The sequence below is a fragment of the Helicobacter muridarum genome, from assembly GCF_000765805.2.
In the GTDB taxonomy this organism is placed as follows: domain Bacteria; phylum Campylobacterota; class Campylobacteria; order Campylobacterales; family Helicobacteraceae; genus Helicobacter_A; species Helicobacter_A muridarum.
Map to the genome: position 1 here is coordinate 1 of NZ_JRPD02000008.1, position 20150 is coordinate 20150.

The following is a 20150-nucleotide window of genomic DNA, read 5'->3' on the forward strand; positions in this document are numbered from 1 at the left end:
CCTAAAGCTAGATGAAGAATCTCTATTAATGAGAGCTTTGTCTAAAGACAAAGCAATCAGTAAATAAGACTAGTTTCTTTGCTCTTTAAGACATGATAAGGGGAGATTGTCATTCTAAGAATGACAACTCCTAAGAATCTCATAATAAATATTACAAAAGAGATATTTCGGCTTTTGCTACGCAAAAACCTCAATATGACAAATTTGATTCTAAAGATAGAGATGTTTCGCCTAAAGTCCTAACATAACAAAAAAATCAAAGCTAAATAATATCAAGCTATATTTGAAATAATACTACTATAACACCTAAAATATTATAGTTTCCATATTACAAGAAAAAAGGTTTAGAATGACAAAAAGGGAATACTTAGAAATCTTTCCATATAAGCATAAAGATAACCCCAAACATGACGTAATGTAATTCAGATTCTAAAGCCTTCGCATTTTTAAATTGTCAATAGTAATATTACTGTTATCTTTTGTTTCATAATATCTACATATCTTGTTTATGAATATCCTTGCGTTCCTTTTTCTTTAGAATCTCATTAATATATTCCTTTGCTTCATTTAGTGATCTTTGAGATTGTCCATATAGTATAACTATGCCTTTTTCTTTATTAAAATCAATGTTTATCTTAAACTTAGCAATAATATCTCTAATAGTTCTACCACCTTGACCAATTATATCTGGTATACGTATTGGATTGATTGTAAAATCTAGTCTTTGGGGCAGTAAATCATAATTTGGAATTATGTTAACTGCACTCATAGATTCTAGTATTTCATATAATCCATCTTGCGCTTGTTGTAATGCCATAGATAAAATTTCTTGTGTAATACAAATATTTTTAATATCAAGTTGAATCGCGCTAAAACCTTTTTTGTTCCCAGCTACTTTTAGATCCATATCTCCATAATGATCTTCTAATCCCACAATGTCGCTAAGAATAACATAGTTAATATCATCATGCACAATTCCCATAGCAATCCCTGCTACCATATTATTCATCGCTACATTTGCTCCTAGCATAGCTAAAGTTGCACCGCAAACACTAGCCATAGAGCTAGAACCATTTGATTGTAAAATTTCTGAAACAATACGAATAGTTGATGTGTTGTTTTTTATATTTGATTCTATTGCTTTTAGTGCTAAGTTTCCATGACCTATTTCTCGTCTGCTACTAGCACCAATATGTGATGCTTCTCCAACACAAAAAGGAGGAAAATTATAATGAAATAAAATCCTTGCTTTCTTCTGTGTTATGAATATATCAGTAGCCTTTGCTTCATTTTGATGCCCTAGCGTGCAAGTAACTAGGGCTTGCGTTTGCCCTCTAGTAAAGCAAGCACTACCATGGGCTAAAGGAAGCGGATTAGATTCTATTGAGATGGGTCGAATTTGCGTTGGAGCCCTGCCATCGATTCTAATGTTTTCTTTTATAATCATATTGCGCATAATGTCTTTTTTTATGGCATCTATGCAAGATTCTATTTTGTTGTATGATTCCTCGTCATCAGGCAGGTCGTAATACCTTACAATGTCGCTAGCAAGTTTACTAAGTGCTGTTTTTCTTTCGCTTTTGGAATCTGCAATTAAATGCTGTTTTATTTGAGTACCAAAATCATTTGAAATCTTTTGTTTCAAATTAGAATTGCACTCATAAGTCAAAATATGTTTTGTATTACAAAATGGCTCTAGCAACTGGGCATAAAGTTTAGATATTTTTGCAATGTATTTTCTTGCTAATAGTGTGGATTCTAGTAATAATTCCTTAGAAATCTCATTGCTATACTCTTGTAGGTTGTCATTATCTATTGTTTCTAGGTTTTCTTGTTTTTCATAGGTTTTTAATGCTTGCATTTCTATCATAGTGATTTTAGCTATATCATCATTGTCATAAACACCACTTACAAATAAATCAAGACTAGAATTTTGCAAGCTTGTAAAATCATTGCATATAGATATGAGATCTTCATGCTTAACTATGCGTACACCGTTTGGGACATATTCATAACAAATAGGTATGCTAGAGCAAAAAAGGCTAATGCTAGCAAGGTTTAGTGCGTCCTTATATACGTCGCTTTTGCCATCATAGCTTAATACCAAAAGATTAATTTGCACAGGATATAAAAAATATTTGGGGAATAATGGGCGCAAACTCCTATCAATTAATCGGGATACTAGAATTTCAGATTCACTAGGTTTACCTTCTTTCTTAATATAGCCTTGAGGAATCTTTCCTATTGCATACATCTTTTCGATATATTGCACATTAAGGGGCACGAAATTTTCGTTAATTGGGTTATTATAATCTACGCATATTGTGCAAAGAATGACAGTTCCCCCAATCTTTTGCATAATGCCAATATCACTTGATTGTGCATATTTATCAAATGTATATGTTTCTTTTTGTCCTCCATTTTGTATCTCTAATGTCCTCATTATTATCCTTAAATTCTTCACAAAATAAAGGGCGCATTATACAATCTTTGATTAGGCTTTATTGTATTTTTAGATATTTTATATTAGAATAAATCATTTTGGTATATCAAAATGCAGACTAATTCTACTACATCATGTTGTTATCATTGCAAGCAAGAATATCCGATAAATTCACTAAAATTATCAATAATTGATAATGAAGAATATCTATTTTGTTGTAGTGGTTGCGAGCTAGCCTTTAGCCTTTTGAAAGAAAATAATTTAGAATCTTTTTATCAAAAGCTAGGAAATAACTCATTGCAAACAAAATTCATGCAAGGTAAACATCAAAATATAGACTACAATGCTTCAAATTTTCAAGCACATTATGTAAAGCAAAGGGGCAAATATAGCGAAGTAAATTTGATTATTGATGGCATTGTATGCGCAGCATGTGTGTGGCTAAATGAGAAGATTTTACAAAGAACAAATGGTATACATGAAGTATCAATCAACTATACTAACTATAAAGCAAAAATACTTTTTAATCCAAATGAGATTAGTCTTCAAGACATTATAAATATAATCCAGAGAATTGGCTATAAGCCTATTGTATATGATTCGACAAAAAAGGAAAGTTTGCTATCCATAGATTCTACTATGTATATCAAGATAATTATTGCGATATTTTGCACAATGAACATTATGTGGGTGAATGTAGGGCAATATAGTGGATATTTTTTAGGGATCGATTCTATATCAGTTAGCATTATGAATCTTGCTAGCTTTATCCTTGCTACTCCAACGTTATTTTATTGTGCGAGTGGTTTCTATGGGAGGGCATATAAGGGGCTAAAAAATGGTGTTATAGGCATGGATATGCTAGTTGTTACAGGCACAAGCCTTGTGTATTTCTACTCTATATTTGCATGGTTAACGCAAAGCGGACATACATATTTTGAATCTGTTTGTATGATTATATTGTTTGTATTGGGTGCTAAGTTTTTAGAATTACTTAGCCGCAAAAAAGTTTCTGATGATCTTGATAAGCTAAGCAATATATTGCCAATAGAAGCAAGGCTAGATAATGGTGAGATTATCCCTGTGCATAGCGTTAAAAAACATGATAGATTGCTAGTTTTGCCCGGTGAAATGCTTTGTTGTGATGGAATCTTAATAAGCGATAATGCAATATGTGATTATAGAAATATCACAGGGGAAAGCCAAGAGGTTTATAAGAAACAAGATCAATCGTTAATGGCTGGTTGCATAGCACTTCATAAGCCGCTAATCTATGAGGCGCAAAAGGAATTTTCAGATTCTAGTATAAGTAAGCTAGCAAGGCTTTTAGAAGAAAGTGAGTTTAGCACGCCAAAGATTGCTACGACTGCCTTTAAGATTGCTGGATATTTTAGTAGAGTTGTTTTAAGTATTGCCTTGCTTGGATTTTTATATTATTTATTTGTTGATGAAAGTGGATTTGAGCAAGCATTGCTAATTGCTATATCTGTTATAGTCATTGCATGCCCTTGTGCATTAGCTTTGGCTACTCCTATTGCTAGCATGGTAGGTCTAAATGTAGGCTTCAAAAATCATTGTATATTCACAAAGGCAAGATTTTTAGAATCTCTAGGGCAATCAGATATGGTTGTTTTTGATAAAACTGGAACGCTTACAGAAGGCAAGATGGAAGTTGTGCTTGTGGATAAATTTAATTCATTAGATTCCATGGCAACTGATTCTAGTTTTTTAGATGATTTAGAGCTAAGTTTGATTCCTGGCAGGGGCTTGCATGCTATTTTTGGAGATATGGAGATACTTGCTGGAAGTGAGCAATTGTTATTAGAATCCAAGGTTATAGATAACCAACATATAAACAATGATAAATCTTATGGCATAGATATTAATGCAATAAATATTATACATGATGTAAATATTCCAAGATATGACCAAAATATAGTTAGAAATGTTATGAAGCAAAATCCACATCCAATAGCAAATGCTGTATTGGAGTTCTTAGATTTAAGCTTAGAAAGTAAAAAGTTAAATATAAATAATCAAAAAGACATGAAATTAAGAGAGAATTCTACAAGATTTTACATTGCCTATAAATCCAGGGAATCTAAACTATATAAGTTGGCATATATATTCTATTTGCAAGATTCAATAAAAGGTGATGCAGATAAACTAATCCAAATATTAAACTCGCTGAATAAAAAAAGCATTATTCTAAGTGGGGATAGGCATAGTTCAGTCTCATATATTGCGTCAAAGCTAAATATAGAATCATTTTATGCAAATCAGACACCTCATGAAAAAGCACAAATTATAAAAGACCTAATAGAGCAAGGCAAAAAGGTTGTAATGGTTGGTGATGGTTTAAATGATTCTTTGGCATTGAAATATGCTCAAGTTGGCATTGTTATGGGAAGTGGTAGTGAGATTGCTATTGCTAATAGTGATGTTATTATACTTGATTCCAAACTTAGCACGCTTACAAAGGCTTTTGTAATATCGCAAAAAACATTGCTACGCATTAAACAGAATCTAATTATAAGCCTTATATATAACGTTATTGCTATTCCTTTTGCTTTATGTGGTTATGTTATTCCTCTTTTTGCGGCTATTTTTATGAGTGTTAGCTCTATTACTGTTGTATTGAATTCATTGCGACAATAATTCAATTTGTGAAATATTGCTTTTATTTGATTATAATAACTTCGACTTTAAATATTAATCTCCCCTTCAAAAACTCTGGAGTGCTATGAACCTTCGTATAAATTCAAGGATCTTTTTCTTTTTTCCTATTATTATCTTTTTATTAAACGTCTTTTTTCTTTACTTTGCAAATTCCGCTACTAAAAAATCCGATGAGCCAACAATCACCTCAATAAAGATAGATAATCTAACCTATATGTCAGAATCTCTAGCCAAAGATTTGCTAGGTATAAAAGAGGGTAGCAAACTAGATAGAGCAAAAATTGATAAAGCCATATTGGACTTATACAAGCAAGGGTATTTTAGTGATATTTATGCAAGCATAGATGATGCAGGAGTACTTACATTTGTAGTAGAGGAGAAGCCGACTATTGCTAGCGTTGAGATTAAGGGATATGGCACACAAAGTGAGAAGGATACAATATATGGACAAATAGGTATAAAAAAGGGAGATACATATGATGAGCTAAAGCTGGGTAAAGCTATTGATGTTATAAAGCAAATACTTGAATACAAAGGCTATTATGGAAGTGTGATAGAGCCAGAAGTAAAAGAGCTAGCTAATGGCAAAGCCTTAGCTGTTATCTTAAATGTAAATAGGGGAAACTCAATAATCATAGAGAAGAGCTATTATGAGGGCGCAACCAAGTTAAAAAAACGCAAAATAGAATCTCTAAGTGCAAATAAGCAAAAAGATTTTATGGGTTGGATGTGGGGACTGAATAGTGGCAAGCTAATGTTAAATGAGCTTGAATTAGACCCTTTTAGAATCCAAGATTCATATATGAGAAATGGATTTTTAGATGCTGATATATCAAATCCCCTGCTTTCAGTCAATATGTCTAATCATAAGGCTCAACTCTACTACAATGTAAAAGAAGGTGAGCAATATATATTGAAAGATATAGAATTTGTGATTGATGATGAACATAGGGAGTTAATAAGCGATAAAGAGTTGATGAAGAATCTTACCGCAAAGATTGGTGAAACAATCAATATACAAAATCTACGCGATGATGCACAAATAATAAAACTAAAAATAGCTGATTTGGGTTATGCTTATGTGTCTGTGAATCCAGATTTAAAGAAAGATCCTGAAAATAGGGAAGTAGTTATTGTGTATTATGTGAGTTTCGGCAAAAAGGTATATATTAATGATGTAATCATATCGGGTAATACTCGCACAGGAGATAGGATTATTAGACGCGAGATATTAATTGCTCCTGGCGATGTGTATTCTTTGGGCAATATTCAAAGTAGTGAGATAGCTTTAAAGCGTATCGGATATTTCGAGAATGTAAGAATTGATGAGAAACGAATTGGCGATGATTCTATGGATTTAATCGTTAATGTTACAGAGGGTCGTACAGGTGAGCTTACATTTGGTGTTGGTTATGGTAGCTTCTATGGTTTAATGATAAATGGAAGCGTAAATGAACGGAATCTTTTTGGGAGCGGATTTGGTGCTAGCTTGTATGCTAATGTGAGTTTTGGAGGTGATTTTTCTTTCTATCGTCAAAACAATAGTTTTTTTACTGCTACTCAACAAGCTTTTAATATTAGTCTTACAAATCCTAGAATATTAGATTCTAAATGGAGCTTGTCCCTAAATGTGTATTATAGTCGATATCTTAATTATGTGTATACGCAACAAACAGTTGGCGGAGGGTTTACTGTTGGTAGATTGCTAACTCCTACCTTGAGCCTTAATATTGGTTATGATATTAATAAAACAGATACATTTGGATTCTTCAATCTCTACACAGGCGAAGCGCAACCACAGTATCAAAAATATTATGACACAGGCAATATTGACTTTACAGTGGCTAATCCAAACTTTCAATCAAATGCTGCTGGAGCAAATGCTACTGGAGTCTGTGATGCTACCTCAAATCCCGCTGCTTGTGCTAATGATACCATGAATGGACTAATAAAGCTACGTACACAAGGGTTATGGGATAGGAGCTATTCAGGCTGGAGCAATGCTCCAATTAAAAGCTCAATTACGCCCGGTTTATCTTTTGACAATACAGATGATTACTATTTTCCTAAGAATGGTAACTCTACTAGCGTCTCTCTAAATATTGCTGGAATTGGCGGAGATGTTTATTATACTAAATTGTATGCTAGGACAGGATTTTATTTTGATTTGAGTAAGCTTACTAAACTTGATTTTATCGCACGTTATAAGGCTCAAATTGGATATTTATTGAGATATAACAGCAATCATTTTCTACCCCTAAATGATACTTTTTATATGGGTGGTATAGGAACTATTCGAGGATATTCTAGCTACTCTATAACACCGCTTGATGCAGATAACTTAAGAGTTGGTGGTGATGGAATATTTACCAATTCATTTGAATTAAGTTATGGTTTAATACCTAGTGCTAAGATGAGAGTATCATTGTATGTAGATTATGGAATCCTTACATATCGTGGGGCAAATGGTTCGGCAAATTTTAAACAATATGGAACTTTTTCTGGACAAACTAGTTTTATACAAAGAGGTGCTGCTGGAATTTCTATTGAATGGGTGTCTCCAATGGGGCCAATTGTTTTGGTATTCCCTATGCTATGGTATGGACCAACAGATCCAGAAGGAATAGGTAGCAGTAGGATATTTTCCTACGGCACAGCTAATAATATACGTGCTAACGGAGGATTCTTAACAAATTATCCAAGCTATTTTGAATTTACTATGGGAACAAGATTTTAGTTAGTCGTTTGAAGTCTTAGAATTTTACATATTTAGATTATAGATTTTATTTTTTATTCTTTATAGTATAAAGTAACCCCAAACCTTTTCTAACAGTAACATAGATATCACTACACTTACTCCGCTTAAAACTCCGTTTAAAATACCACCTAAAACAAATCCTAGAGTCCTATCTTTATCAAATGCATAGAGTCTACGAATTAGGCTTGGCTTGTAGTAGTCATATATGCTTATAAATACAACGCTAAGACATGATTTAGATATGAAATCTTGCCAATCTGCAAATATTACTAAGCAAATGCAAAATAGCCCCGCTATAAATTGATCTAGGATTCCGCTAGGAGTTTGAAAATTATCACCTCCTATTTCTTTCCCTACTCTTTGCGTTTCTTGCTCTTGAATATTTATATCTTTCGTAATTTTTAACTTCTTTTCACTCATCTTTTTTAGTGTTTTATAGACAAATGTAGCAAATAGAAGTGATAGCAGAAATGCACTTTCCCTATTATATAGTATGATAGGATAGGTGATTAGTAAGCCTATAGCACTAGCTATAATCTTTCTTAGCCATAGTTGTGGTATTATTACTAGGATAAAAAGGTTTTCAAATGTCATATTTTTTTTCATATAGATCTCTTATTAAATTAAAATCAAAGCTCTGAATTCATTACCTTGTAGGAGAAATCATAGCTAGCTGTTCCGAAATTGGTTATTGATAATTCGACTAAAATACGTCTTTGTAAGAGAAGAGGTGCTTTTTTAAAAGCTATTAAGTAACCCTCACTATAATCATTCTCTAACACTAAAATGTCATCTAGCTCCTCTTTGGATATTTTACGTATCCACATTGGTTTTTTGTTGAACAAGCTTATTTTGAGTGAATCGGGCACTATAACCTCGTCTGATTCATTAAATATTTCTAGGAAAAAATATTCTCTATTATTGTAGGATATGGAATCTAGTTCATTTAGGTAAGTAAGTCTTGTAGCAATTTCTAGACTATTATCATTTGACATAAATAATGCTATACGACTGCTTTGTGATAATGTTTGTGCTGATACTTTTATATGTTTCATTTTATAAAAGTATGATGAACAACCAGATAGCAATATTGTAGCGATTATCAGAGTGTAAAAAATGTTAAAAAGCTTAGATAGAATGCTATTATAGATGCCTTGCATAGCCTAACTTTTAATAGGAATAACAAATTGAATTTTAGCAAATTTGATACAATATAGTGCTTGTTAATACTGCTCCATATATTGTAACAAGGATAAATATGCGCATTAGACATTTGATAAGAACAACAGATTTGCAATTAAATGAAATCGAAGGGATTTTTAGGCATACAGATTCTTTTAGTATAGACACTCAACCAAAAAAAATACTAGAAAATAAACGTTTTATTACAATATTTTTTGAGAACTCTACACGCACACTAAGCAGTTTTGAAATTGCTATTAAAAACTTAGGAGGAGAGGTAATAAGGTTAGATGTATCAAAAAGCTCTACTTCAAAGGGGGAGAGCATAGCAGATACAGCAGCTACACTAAATGCTATGCAACCGCATGGCATAATTACTAGACATAATAGTGCTGGAGCTTCCAACTTTTTGGCAAGATTTACTTCATGTCCTATTATCAATGGGGGAGATGGTGCACATGCACATCCTACACAAGCTCTATTAGATCTTTACACCATTAGAAGATGTTTTTGGCATAAGCAAAATAGCAATAATGATTTGAGCTATATAGATGATACATTGAAGATTCTGAAAAACAAGCGAATTGCAATTGTAGGCGATATAAAGAACTCTCGCGTAGCAAATAGTAATATTGAGCTATTATCGCGTTTTGGAGTTGATATAACGCTTGTAGCTCCACCTCATTTTCTTTATAAAACTAGATTTAAAACTTCCTACAATCTACATGATATAATCGATAATATTGATATTCTCATGTCCTTGAGAACCCAGACTGAAAGACATAACAACCAAATCTATGGTAGCTTAAAGGATTATGCAAACCGATTTTGCATTACAAAGGAGCTTTTAGGAGATAGAGACATTATAGTCTTGCATCCAGGACCTGTGCATCGGAATATTGATATAGATGATTATGTACTTAGTGATAGTAGATGTAAAGTTTTGCAACAAGTAGGCAATGGGGTAAAGATACGTATGGCAATTATGAGCTTTCTTATACACAATTAACATTTATTTTGATTTTTAGTCTTGAACAAGAGCGTTACATTCAAAGGAAATATATGGAATCTATAGCTTCTAACCATCTTCTTTTTGCTAATAATCTCTCTCACAAATTTGATACATTACTATATAGTGAGGTTATTTTTTGTCTTGCAGCGCATGAAAGCCTAGCTATACTAGGATCTAGTGGTAGCGGGAAAAGCACAATCCTTAATCATTTGTCTACTTTATTGCCGCCTAATCATGGCCATATTGATATGGTTGGATACAAAAATATTTATACATTAAAAGATAAAGAGTTGTTATTTTTGCGACAGAAGATGATTGGTATAATCTTTCAATCTCATTATCTCTTTAGGGGTTTTAATGTATATGAGAATTTGCGTATAGCAGAGATCATATCTGGATTGCACTGCGATATGGAAATGTTGGAATGCTTTGGCATAAATCATACTCTTAAGCAACAAATCGGAGAACTAAGCGGAGGGCAGCAACAAAGACTAAGCATTGCTAGAATCCTAACGAAAAAGCCACAAATCTTATTGGCAGATGAGCCAACAGGAAACCTAGATAGGGGCACTTCAGCAAATGTAATGCATTATCTCTTTGACTATATAAAGTCGCAAAATGCTTGTTTAGTGCTAGCTACACATGACAATAGCTTAGCTGAACAGTGCACGAAAGTTATGCTGTTAGAGAGCAAAAGGCTAAGGGTTTTATAGCTCTTAGTAGTTGTAATATTCATTGTATTGAATGTCAATCTTGATGCAGATTGTTATTTATTCGTCAATACTGTAATCTAGGCTAATTAATATATTTTCTAACATTCTGTATAATTAGCTTTTATTGATAAAAGCTAATTGAATCTATATTAAATTTTGGTGATTTTATGTATTTTTTATACTAGTAAATTAACACAAATAATACATGATTGATAAATCTAACCACAAGTCTTATATATTCATATGGTTATAATATATGTTGATGTGTTTGTGGATTTAAGTTAATTAATAATTTTACTAGCTTGCATTTTGTGATATTTTTATAATTTGATCTACTATGCCAGGATCCTCTAGTGAACTTGTATCCTGCTTTACTTGTTCATCTCTTGCGATGGTTTTTAATATTCTGCGCATAATCTTGCCACTTCTAGTCTTAGGTAGTCCTGGCACAAATAAAGCCGCTCCGAGCTTAGCGATATTGCCTATATCTTTACTAAGGATTGCATTGATTTCTTTTATGATTTCAAGTTCCTCTGCTGTGTTATCTAAGACTCCATCGTGTAATACGATATATGCAAATAAACTCTCTCCTGTAATTACGTCTGGCTTGCTTACGCATGCACTTTCGGCTACACTTGGGTGTTTAGCTATTGCAGATTCTATCTCGGCTGTTCCAATTCTATGCCCACTAACATTAACAACATCATCTGTTCTTCCTGTGATTGTTATATATCCTCTTTCATCAACGATTGCCCCATCTCCAGAGAAGTATACAGGTTTACCATTTTTCTTAACTTGAGAGAAATAGCTTTCTTTGTATCGATTGGGATCTCCCCATACTCCACGTATCATAGATGGCCAAGGCTTTGTTATACAAAGCAATCCTTGCTCACCAACTTCAACAGGTGTGCCATCTTCGTGTAAAACTTCAGCAATGATTCCTGGCACAGGCAATGTTGCGCAACCGGGCTTTATAGGAGTTGCACCAGGTAAGGGCGTAATCATATTTCCACCTGTTTCAGTCTGCCACCAAGTATCTACTATTGGGCATCTACTACCACCAATTTCCTCATAAAACCACTTCCATGCAGTAGGATTAATAGGCTCTCCTACTGTGCCTAAAACTTTTAGTGAGCTTAAATCATAATTCTTTGGTTCTTGATCGGCATGAGAGTGTAGCATACGAATAGCAGTAGGCGAAGTATAGAATTTGTCTATTTTATATTCTTCTATTATTTTCCACCAGCGACCATAGTTTGGATATGCGAGTGTACCTTCGTAAATTACAGTTGTAGCACCACAGGCTAGAGGACCATAGATTAAATACGTATGTCCAGTAATCCAACCAACATCTGCTGTGCACCAATAGTTATCTGAATCCTTAATATCAAACACCCATTCCATAGTAAGCTGTGCATGTAGAATATAGCCTGCTGTGCTATGCTCTACACCTTTTGGTTTACCTGTGCTACCACTTGTATAAAGCAAGAATAAGGTGTCTTCAGAATCCATTGGTTCTGGTTCGAAAATGGAACTTTCATGAGTTACCATTTCATTATAAGAATAATCCCTGCCTCTTACATATTCTATATCTTCATCATTTCTTGTAACTACTAGCACTCTTTTCACACTTGGACAAGCATTATTTTCTAAAGCTTTATCAACGGCTGGCTTTAGCATATATGGCTTTCCTTTTCTAAATGCGCCATCAGCAGTAACAACTAACTTAGCCTCTGCATCTTGGATTCTATCTCTAAGGGCTTCAGGGCTAAATCCACCAAAAACAATGCTATGAATAGCACCTATTCTAGCGCATGCAAGCATGATGAATGCTACTTCTGGAATCATTGGCATGTATAGCACTACCCTATCACCCTTTCTAATATCAAAGTGATTCTTTAATAGGTTTGCAGTTCTGTTTACTTCGGCGTGTAATTTGCGATAAGTAATAACTTTGTAATCACCCATTTCTCCTTCAAAAATTATGGCAACCTTATTTTTCTTATCTTTTAAATGTCTATCTATGCATTGATAAGATACATTTAGCTTTCCACCCTCAAACCATTTATAAAAAGGCGCATTGTCTTCATTAAGAACGCGATCAAATGGCTTAAACCAATGAATCTTTTCCTTTGCTAAATCACTCCAAAATTTTTCATAATTATCATTCGCTTTATAACATAAATCTTCATATTCACACATGTTTTTAACACGGGCAAGTTTTGCAAAGTCTCTATTGGGTTTGAATATTCTTTGTGAAAATTCTTTATCGTTATCTACATTCTTCATCATCTTCTCCTTTAAAACAAAACGCACTTTAAATTAAATTGCTAGTAATATAATATAGATCAAAAAAATGTTGCTAAGTTATTAGTCTATAGAATATAAAAAATAAAAGTTTTGTTACTTTTTTACATGTATAATATTTATGTTATATTCACAACGCAGCTTTTATTCACAAAATAAATTATTTAATGTTTGGCTTTTATAATTTATTTACTAAAATCATATCAGATTTAGGATTTACGTGTGTAAAATAGTTTTTAACTATTATGGCGATATGGAAGCTTTAATTAAAATCTCAAATTTAGCTTATTGTTAAACTAGAAGATAGATTAAGCTTTTAATTGTATAAAGTTGAGCAATATTTATTGGTGTTTGCTAATATTAAGTATAAAAGGTTAAATATATAATAAGTTTTGCTATAATAATTTATAAAAATATGAAATATTACAAATATTTTCTAATTAATAGAGCATATTGTATCTATGCTAAAAATTAGCAACCCATATGCAATATTAAACATAATGATAGCTACCATGATGTTTATTGCTAACCATATCTTTAGATTTCTGAAATATTTTCTTGCTTTATTGGCTAGGAATCCCAATGAAAAAAACCAAATCCCGCTAGCACTCACAGCACCAAAAGCAAAGCAAAGCTTTTCATTTAAGTTTAAGGATAGCCCAAATGCTCCAATAATAATTAAGGAGTCAATATATACATGTGGATTTATTAGAGTTACTATTAGCGTTTGTATTATAGTTTTTTGTAATGACATTCTAGGATTATTGTCATTTGTGATTGTTTGAGATTTCCATCTATATACGGATATTAGCGCGCTAACTCCATACCATGCAACAAAACATGTTCCGCATAGCCCTAGCAATATTGTAATTGTTTTGTTGTCTGCTAGGAAGACCCCTACGCCAAAGATTCCAAAGCACATTAACAACACATCACACGCAAAACACACAAAGCATACCCAAAAAATATGGTTATTTAATATGCCTTGTTTTAGGATAAAGAGGTTTTGTGCACCAATGGCTACTATTAGAGAAAATGAAAGTAGCAGTCCTTTGATAAAGTATTCAATCATCTTTAATCCTAATTTTTAGCATTCTATCCTAATTTTTGTAATTAAAGCCATAGATTATGGCTTATTTGATTTATTTCATCGTTTGGATAGAATCTAATGTTGTTCTAAAGCTAGGTTTGTATTATTTTGCTATGTAATTTCTTTCTTTGACTATGCTTTTGCATTTAGGAATCAGGATTTTTATAATTTTAGTCGTGAAGCTTACTTGAAAAATGTTGATTTGAGTGCAGTTTTGTTACAATTTATTATTTAATAATGGGAGATTTAAATGAAGATTTGTCATCATGGTTTTTCTATATTACTGATGTTATTTGTTTTGCTTGCTGGTTGCGATAAGCTAAATATGCAAATTGATTCTAAAACAATGGGTGAGATCGATCCAGATTCTGAAGTTTTTATACAGTTTAAGCAAAATATTGTTTCTAACCCAAATCTTAAGACTGTGCTTCCTATATCAGCTACAATCAATGGAGAATCAAGTGATATTAAAGTTTCGTTTATTCAAGAAAATAAGTTAATTTTACTCTTTCCTAAACCACTTAATTCCAATACCTCATACAATATATATCTTCCAACCAAAATGATAAATGATAAATTTGGCACGAATATCGTTAATGAGAATTTAAAGCTAAAGTTTAGTACTAAGCCAAATAGTATAAGTATCTTAAATCTAAATTTTAATAGTGTAGGCAATAATTCCCATAAAATAGAGGCAAATATAGCCGCTCTCTATCCTTTAGATTCAAAGCTTTTATCTAGTGCTATTTTAATAAAGGATTCTAATGGCAGGAATCTATCTTTTAATGTAAGAGCTAGTCATAATAATTCTTTTAATTTGGAATCTGAATCTGTCTCTGCATTTAAAGATAGGGATAGCGAGTTTACTCTTTATTTTAATTCTTCTTTGCTTGGACTTAAGGAGGATATAGCAATGCCTATTACTCTTTATAAGGATAGCGACATAAGAGTTATTGACATTAAGCCAAAGATTGGCAAAGATAGCTCTATTGTGATTAGGCTATCATCTGATTTAGCTAAGAATGTGAATCTAAAAGATTTTATACAAGTTTTTCCAAGAGTAGATTTCAATTTAGCACAAGCGAATAATATTATATATATTAAAGGGGCTTTTAAATCTAATACTAAGTATAGCATATCTGTGTTACAGGGTTTAAAGGCTATCAATAACGAAGTATTGAAAGACACTTTCACAAAAGATGTAACTATCAAGGATATAATGCCTAGTATTGTATTCTCTAGTGCTGGTGTATTTTTGCCACAAAGTGCCAATAAGAAAATAGCATTTAAAAGCGTGAATGTAAAAAAAGTGAATTTAACAATTCATAGAATCTATCCAAACAATATTACGCAATTTTTTCAATCTAATGGCAGATTTGTATATGGCAAAAATGATAGCCCAAGCAATATGTATATATATAACAACATAGATAGACTTGGAGATGAGGTTTTAAAACAAGAGTTTAGCATTGATAGCGTAAAGAATAGTTGGGTGCAAAATGAAATAGATCTAAGTAGTATCAAAGATACAAGCGGAATATTTATCGTAGAGCTTAGTTTTAATAAAGATGGTGTGGATTATGTTTTTAATACAGATGATTCTAATGACGATGATAGCTATAGTAGTTTGGATATACAGAGGTTTTTTAGGCATCAAGGCAGAGTAGCAAAGCATTTAGTTTTCTCTAAAATAGCACTAATAGCCCAAAGAGGAATCTCAAATCATGGCGATAATATCCTAGTTAGCGCGCTTAGTATAGATAACAACAAACCTTTAGAAAATGTTATGATAGAGGCTATTAGCAGAAAAAATCAGTCTTTAGCTAAAGCTATTACAGATAAAGATGGCAATGCCTTACTAAATATTAAAGATAAAAAGAACGAAACACTATATCTGTTAGCCCAGCTGGACGAAGATGTATCTTTATTGAATTTAAATAATCAAATATTATCTAGTGATGGATTTGATGTTGGTGGTGAAATGTCTAGCTCTGGTATACAAACCTTTATCTATACAGATAGAGGTTTGTATAGACCCGGAGATTCCTTGCATATTAATGCAATTGTGCGAAGCAATGGCGCACCAATCAATCACCCAATTAAGCTTAGTATAACAGATGCAAGAGGCAAAACTATATTAAATGATCATCTATTATATCCAAGCAGTATTAGCCAATCTAAAACTAAAGTGATATTAATCTCAAATAATAATTCTAATGTTTTGGATTCTAAAATAGATGATTCTAGTAAACCAAATAATGATGGATTATATTACTACCAGCTCAAGATTCCAAAAAATGCTCCAACAGGCGTTTGGCAGACTAGGCTTCAAGTAGGCGATAGTATATTTTTTAAGGATATATCAATTGAGACTTTGGTGCAAGATAGAATCAAATTAATCATAAATGCAAAAGATGAAATTGACTTTAATTCATCAAAAAATCTTAACTTTAATTTACAAGGTGATTACTTGTTTGGCGCGCCAGCTAGCAATTTGAGATATGAGGCAAGCTTATCTTTGAAACCTAAGAATTTTAGTAGCAAGAAATATAAGAACTATATATTCTCTAGTTATTCAAATCTTTATTATATAGAAGGCGATAATAAGAAAGGCAAGTTAGATTCTAAAGGGTCTGCTCAAGTAATGTTTGATTTATCAAAGGCTTTGATCGTTAATAAGAATATGCAAGCTATGATTGTGGCAAAAGTATTTGAGAGTGGTGGTAGATATTCTACTTCTAGTCATATAGTTTCACTAAATAAATATGATAGCTTTGTTGGCATAGGAAATTTACAAAAAAACGTTATTGAGCTTAATAAGGAGGTTCATATTCCAGTAATTGCTATTGCTAGCGATGATTCTGGTCTTATTTCAGGCAGAAAGCTGCAATATAAAATATATAGCAATAATTATTCATGGTGGTTTGACTATGATAATGATGATTATTTATTACAAAATGTCAAGATAGATAAAAATATGCAAATCGTTGCAGAGGGTGAGTTAATAAGCCAAGATAAGCCTGTAATGCTTAAACATACATTTGAAGATAGTGGAGAATTTCTAATTGAAGTTGTTGATATAACTAATGGTGCGACAAGTCAGATTATTCTATATGTGAGTGATTGGGGGAGACCATTTAAAAATAAAAGTATAACTTCACTCAAAATTCAAACCGATAAAAGCGAATATAAAATAGGTGATGTAGCTAAAGTTAGTTTTGAGAGTGTAGCTGGAGCTAAGGCTTTGATAACACTAAATAAAGGCGGAAATATAATAAAAAGATTCTGGATAGATACTAAATCCTCACAAACTATCATAGATATTCCACTTAATAAAGACTTAGTGCCAAATGCCTATGTAACTGTATCGTTATTGCAAGATTATAATACTAATAATGATAGACCCTTAAGGCTCTATGGCATTGCTTCCATTAATGTTAAAGATGATAATAATATCTTGAAACTTTTTATTGATGCGCCAAAGGAAGTAAATCCAAACTCTAAGGTGGTTATTAATCTTAGCAATGATAAGAAGCAAAGGGTCACATACACTTTAGCTGTGGTTGATGAGGGGCTATTGAGCTTAAATAACTTTGCAACACCTAATCCATATAGATATTTTTTTGCTAAATTACCTCTTGTATTGCAGGTATTTGATACTTATGATCTAATTATTGCTAAGACTTTTGGCAAGGTTAATAAGGTGCTAAGTGCTGGGGGTGGAAATTATTTAGAAAATGCGATGTATTCTAAAGCTAGGAGTAATAGGAAGAATGACATTAATGATGATCATGCAGACAGATTTAAGCCTGTTTCATTCTTTTTACCTCCTGCTAGCACTGATTCTAGGGGCAATGCTACGATAGAATTAACTATTCCTAGCTACATGGGGAAAGTGCGCATTATGGTAGTAGCTGTCAATGAGCATGTAGTAAGTTCTGCTGAAAACTCTATTGAGGTGAAAGCCCCTTTAGTCATGATTCCTACTATCCCAAGAAGCCTTAAGATTGGTGATAAATTTAGCTTGCCAATCGAAGTTTTTAGGCTTGATTCAAAGGTAAAAAATGCTACCTTGTCGTTAAAAACAAAGAATAAAATTATAAGCTTTGATAAGAGTGAGTCTAGCATTGACTTTAACAATGCAACTTCCAAAGTTATTACGTTTAAGGGCATTGTTGGCGATGCTATAGGCACAGATAACATCGAAATTTCTCTATCCTACAAGAAATTTCAATTTGTGGATTCTACTGAAATTGATGTTAAGCCTGTTAATCCCTACATTACATTAGTTGAAAAACATACCTTAAAGCCTAGATCAAGCTTAAATCTCGATACATATTCAAATTTTGTGCAAGGTTCAAATACTGGCTTTATAACAATTTCTAGCGCACCATTATTTAACATTGATCATAGGCTGCGTTGGCTTATTCGTTATCCATATGGTTGTATTGAGCAAACCACATCAAGTGTTTTACCTCAATTATTCATAGATAAGATAAGCACATCAAATTTCATTAATAAGAAAAAGCTAATTGTAAATATAAATGCAGCGATAGCTAATATACAAAATTTCCAAGTAGCTAATGGTGGATTCTCATATTGGCAACAAGAAGCAAAGGCAGATAGATATGGCAGCAATTACGCAGGACACTTCTTATTATTAGCTAAGCAACAGGGTTATTATGTTCCTGAAAGTATGCTTAAAAGATGGCTTGAATACCAAGTAACTCAGGTTAAATCTAATAACAAGGACAACTTTAATAAGATTTATTCATTATATTTATTGGCTCTTGCAAAGAAGCCTCAAATAGGCATTATGAATACAATTTATGAGAATCATCTCTCAAATCTCTCAATTACAGAGAAGTGGATTCTTGCGGCAGGTTATCAAATGGCCGGTATGCCAGCAATAGCTCAAAGGATTACTCAAAATTTATCTTTAATTGATGATGATTCTGAATACTATAAATATAGCTATGGTTCATCATTCCGCAATCAAGCAATAATTGCAAATGCTTATTATCAGATTTATCAAACAGCACCAAAGAGCATTGATTCTGTACTTGCTAAATTGGAATCTAATTCTTGGTTTTCTACCCAAGAGCTAGGCTATTGGCTTATGACTTTAGGACAGATGAAAGAGGATACAAAAGATTCTATAATTTCTGGGACAATTAACATTAACAACTCTAATAAGACATTCAATGATAATACATCGCATATTGTGTTTGATTTTGATAGTGGTAAGGCAAATATTTTATCTAATTCAAATCATGACTTGTATATAAACTATATTTGGGACGGTATTCCAATTGACAATAATCTAGCCCAAATTTCCAATAATATTGCCTTAAAGCAAGAATTTTTAGATGAAAGTGGTACTAGCATAGATCCAACAAATATTCAATCTGGTTATAGTTTTTATATTAAGTTTACCCTATCGTCACTAGATAGTGATGTTAGTATAAAGAATATGGCATTAACTCAGATATTGCCTAGTGGTTGGGAGATTGAAAATACTAGATTTGGTAATCAAGACATGCCGCTATTTATTTCTAAATCTATGCCATTTAACATTACTTACACAGATATTCGTGACGATAGAATTATGTGGTTTTTTGATTATGATTCTATGTCTAAAAAATCTAAAGAATTCTTTGTAAAGATAATAGCCGTTACGCCAGGAGAATATACTTTGCCTCCAGCTACAGCTGAAGCTATGTATAGCGATGCATATCAGGCTACGACCCCTAGTATGAAAGTAAAGGTTCATGCTAGATAATGAATTTCTATTTTCAATAGGCATGGAGGGAGAAGTGATATTTATCATTGTAAATATATGAAACTATAATAAATTTATACTGTATAGTTTTGTATCAAAAATTTTTTACAAAAAGTAATATAGATAAATATTAATGCAACTATCTTGTAACATTTTGCAAATTAGTTAAATATTGCCTATATCT

Annotated in this window: 10 protein-coding genes; 5 read left to right on the plus strand and 5 right to left on the minus strand. The window is 32.4% G+C overall.

Going from position 1 to position 20150, the window contains the following annotated elements; genetic code table 11:
• Positions 1–493: 493 nt before the first annotated feature.
• Entirely contained in the window at positions 494–2443 is a 1950-nt protein-coding gene (locus LS73_RS04805; RefSeq protein ID WP_052089545.1) for a polyribonucleotide nucleotidyltransferase, read from the minus strand.
• A gap of 111 nt (positions 2444–2554) precedes the next feature.
• Here LS73_RS04805 and LS73_RS04810 point away from each other — a divergent pair, with 111 nt between their 5' ends.
• Complete coding sequence (locus LS73_RS04810; RefSeq protein ID WP_034557581.1) at positions 2555–5101, plus strand: heavy metal translocating P-type ATPase; 2547 nt, start codon at positions 2555–2557, stop codon at positions 5099–5101.
• 235 nt (positions 5102–5336) lie between these two features.
• Positions 5337–7859, plus strand: coding sequence for an outer membrane protein assembly factor BamA (gene bamA / locus LS73_RS04815; protein WP_407918751.1), 2523 nt, complete (start codon positions 5337–5339; stop codon positions 7857–7859).
• Positions 7860–7919: 60 nt separating this feature from the next.
• Here the strand turns inward: bamA and LS73_RS04820 are convergent, their stop codons facing one another.
• A complete protein-coding gene (locus LS73_RS04820; RefSeq protein WP_034557584.1) occupies positions 7920–8486 on the minus strand; it encodes a hypothetical protein in 567 nt (188 codons plus the stop codon).
• A gap of 23 nt (positions 8487–8509) precedes the next feature.
• Complete coding sequence (locus LS73_RS04825; protein ID WP_034557586.1) at positions 8510–9040, minus strand: hypothetical protein; 531 nt, start codon at positions 9038–9040, stop codon at positions 8510–8512.
• A gap of 98 nt (positions 9041–9138) precedes the next feature.
• On the opposite strand from LS73_RS04825, the gene LS73_RS04830 reads away from it, so the two are divergent.
• On the plus strand, positions 9139–10071 hold the full coding sequence (locus LS73_RS04830) for an aspartate carbamoyltransferase catalytic subunit (protein WP_034557588.1): 933 nt from the start codon (positions 9139–9141) through the stop codon (positions 10069–10071).
• Positions 10072–10124: 53 nt separating this feature from the next.
• On the plus strand, positions 10125–10787 hold the full coding sequence (locus LS73_RS04835; protein ID WP_034557590.1) for an ABC transporter ATP-binding protein: 663 nt from the start codon (positions 10125–10127) through the stop codon (positions 10785–10787).
• Positions 10788–11084: 297 nt separating this feature from the next.
• On the opposite strand, the gene acs is transcribed toward LS73_RS04835, so the two are convergent.
• Both acs and LS73_RS04845 read right to left on the minus strand, forming a co-directional pair.
• A complete protein-coding gene (gene acs, locus LS73_RS04840; RefSeq protein WP_034557592.1) occupies positions 11085–13076 on the minus strand; it encodes an acetate--CoA ligase in 1992 nt (663 codons plus the stop codon).
• 454 nt (positions 13077–13530) lie between these two features.
• A complete protein-coding gene (locus tag LS73_RS04845; protein ID WP_034557594.1) occupies positions 13531–14166 on the minus strand; it encodes a LysE/ArgO family amino acid transporter in 636 nt (211 codons plus the stop codon).
• Between the two features lie 268 nt (positions 14167–14434).
• Between LS73_RS04845 and LS73_RS04850 the strand changes: the two genes are divergently transcribed.
• Positions 14435–19966, plus strand: coding sequence for an alpha-2-macroglobulin family protein (locus tag LS73_RS04850; RefSeq protein WP_104692215.1), 5532 nt, complete (start codon positions 14435–14437; stop codon positions 19964–19966).
• Positions 19967–20150: the final 184 nt, after the last annotated feature.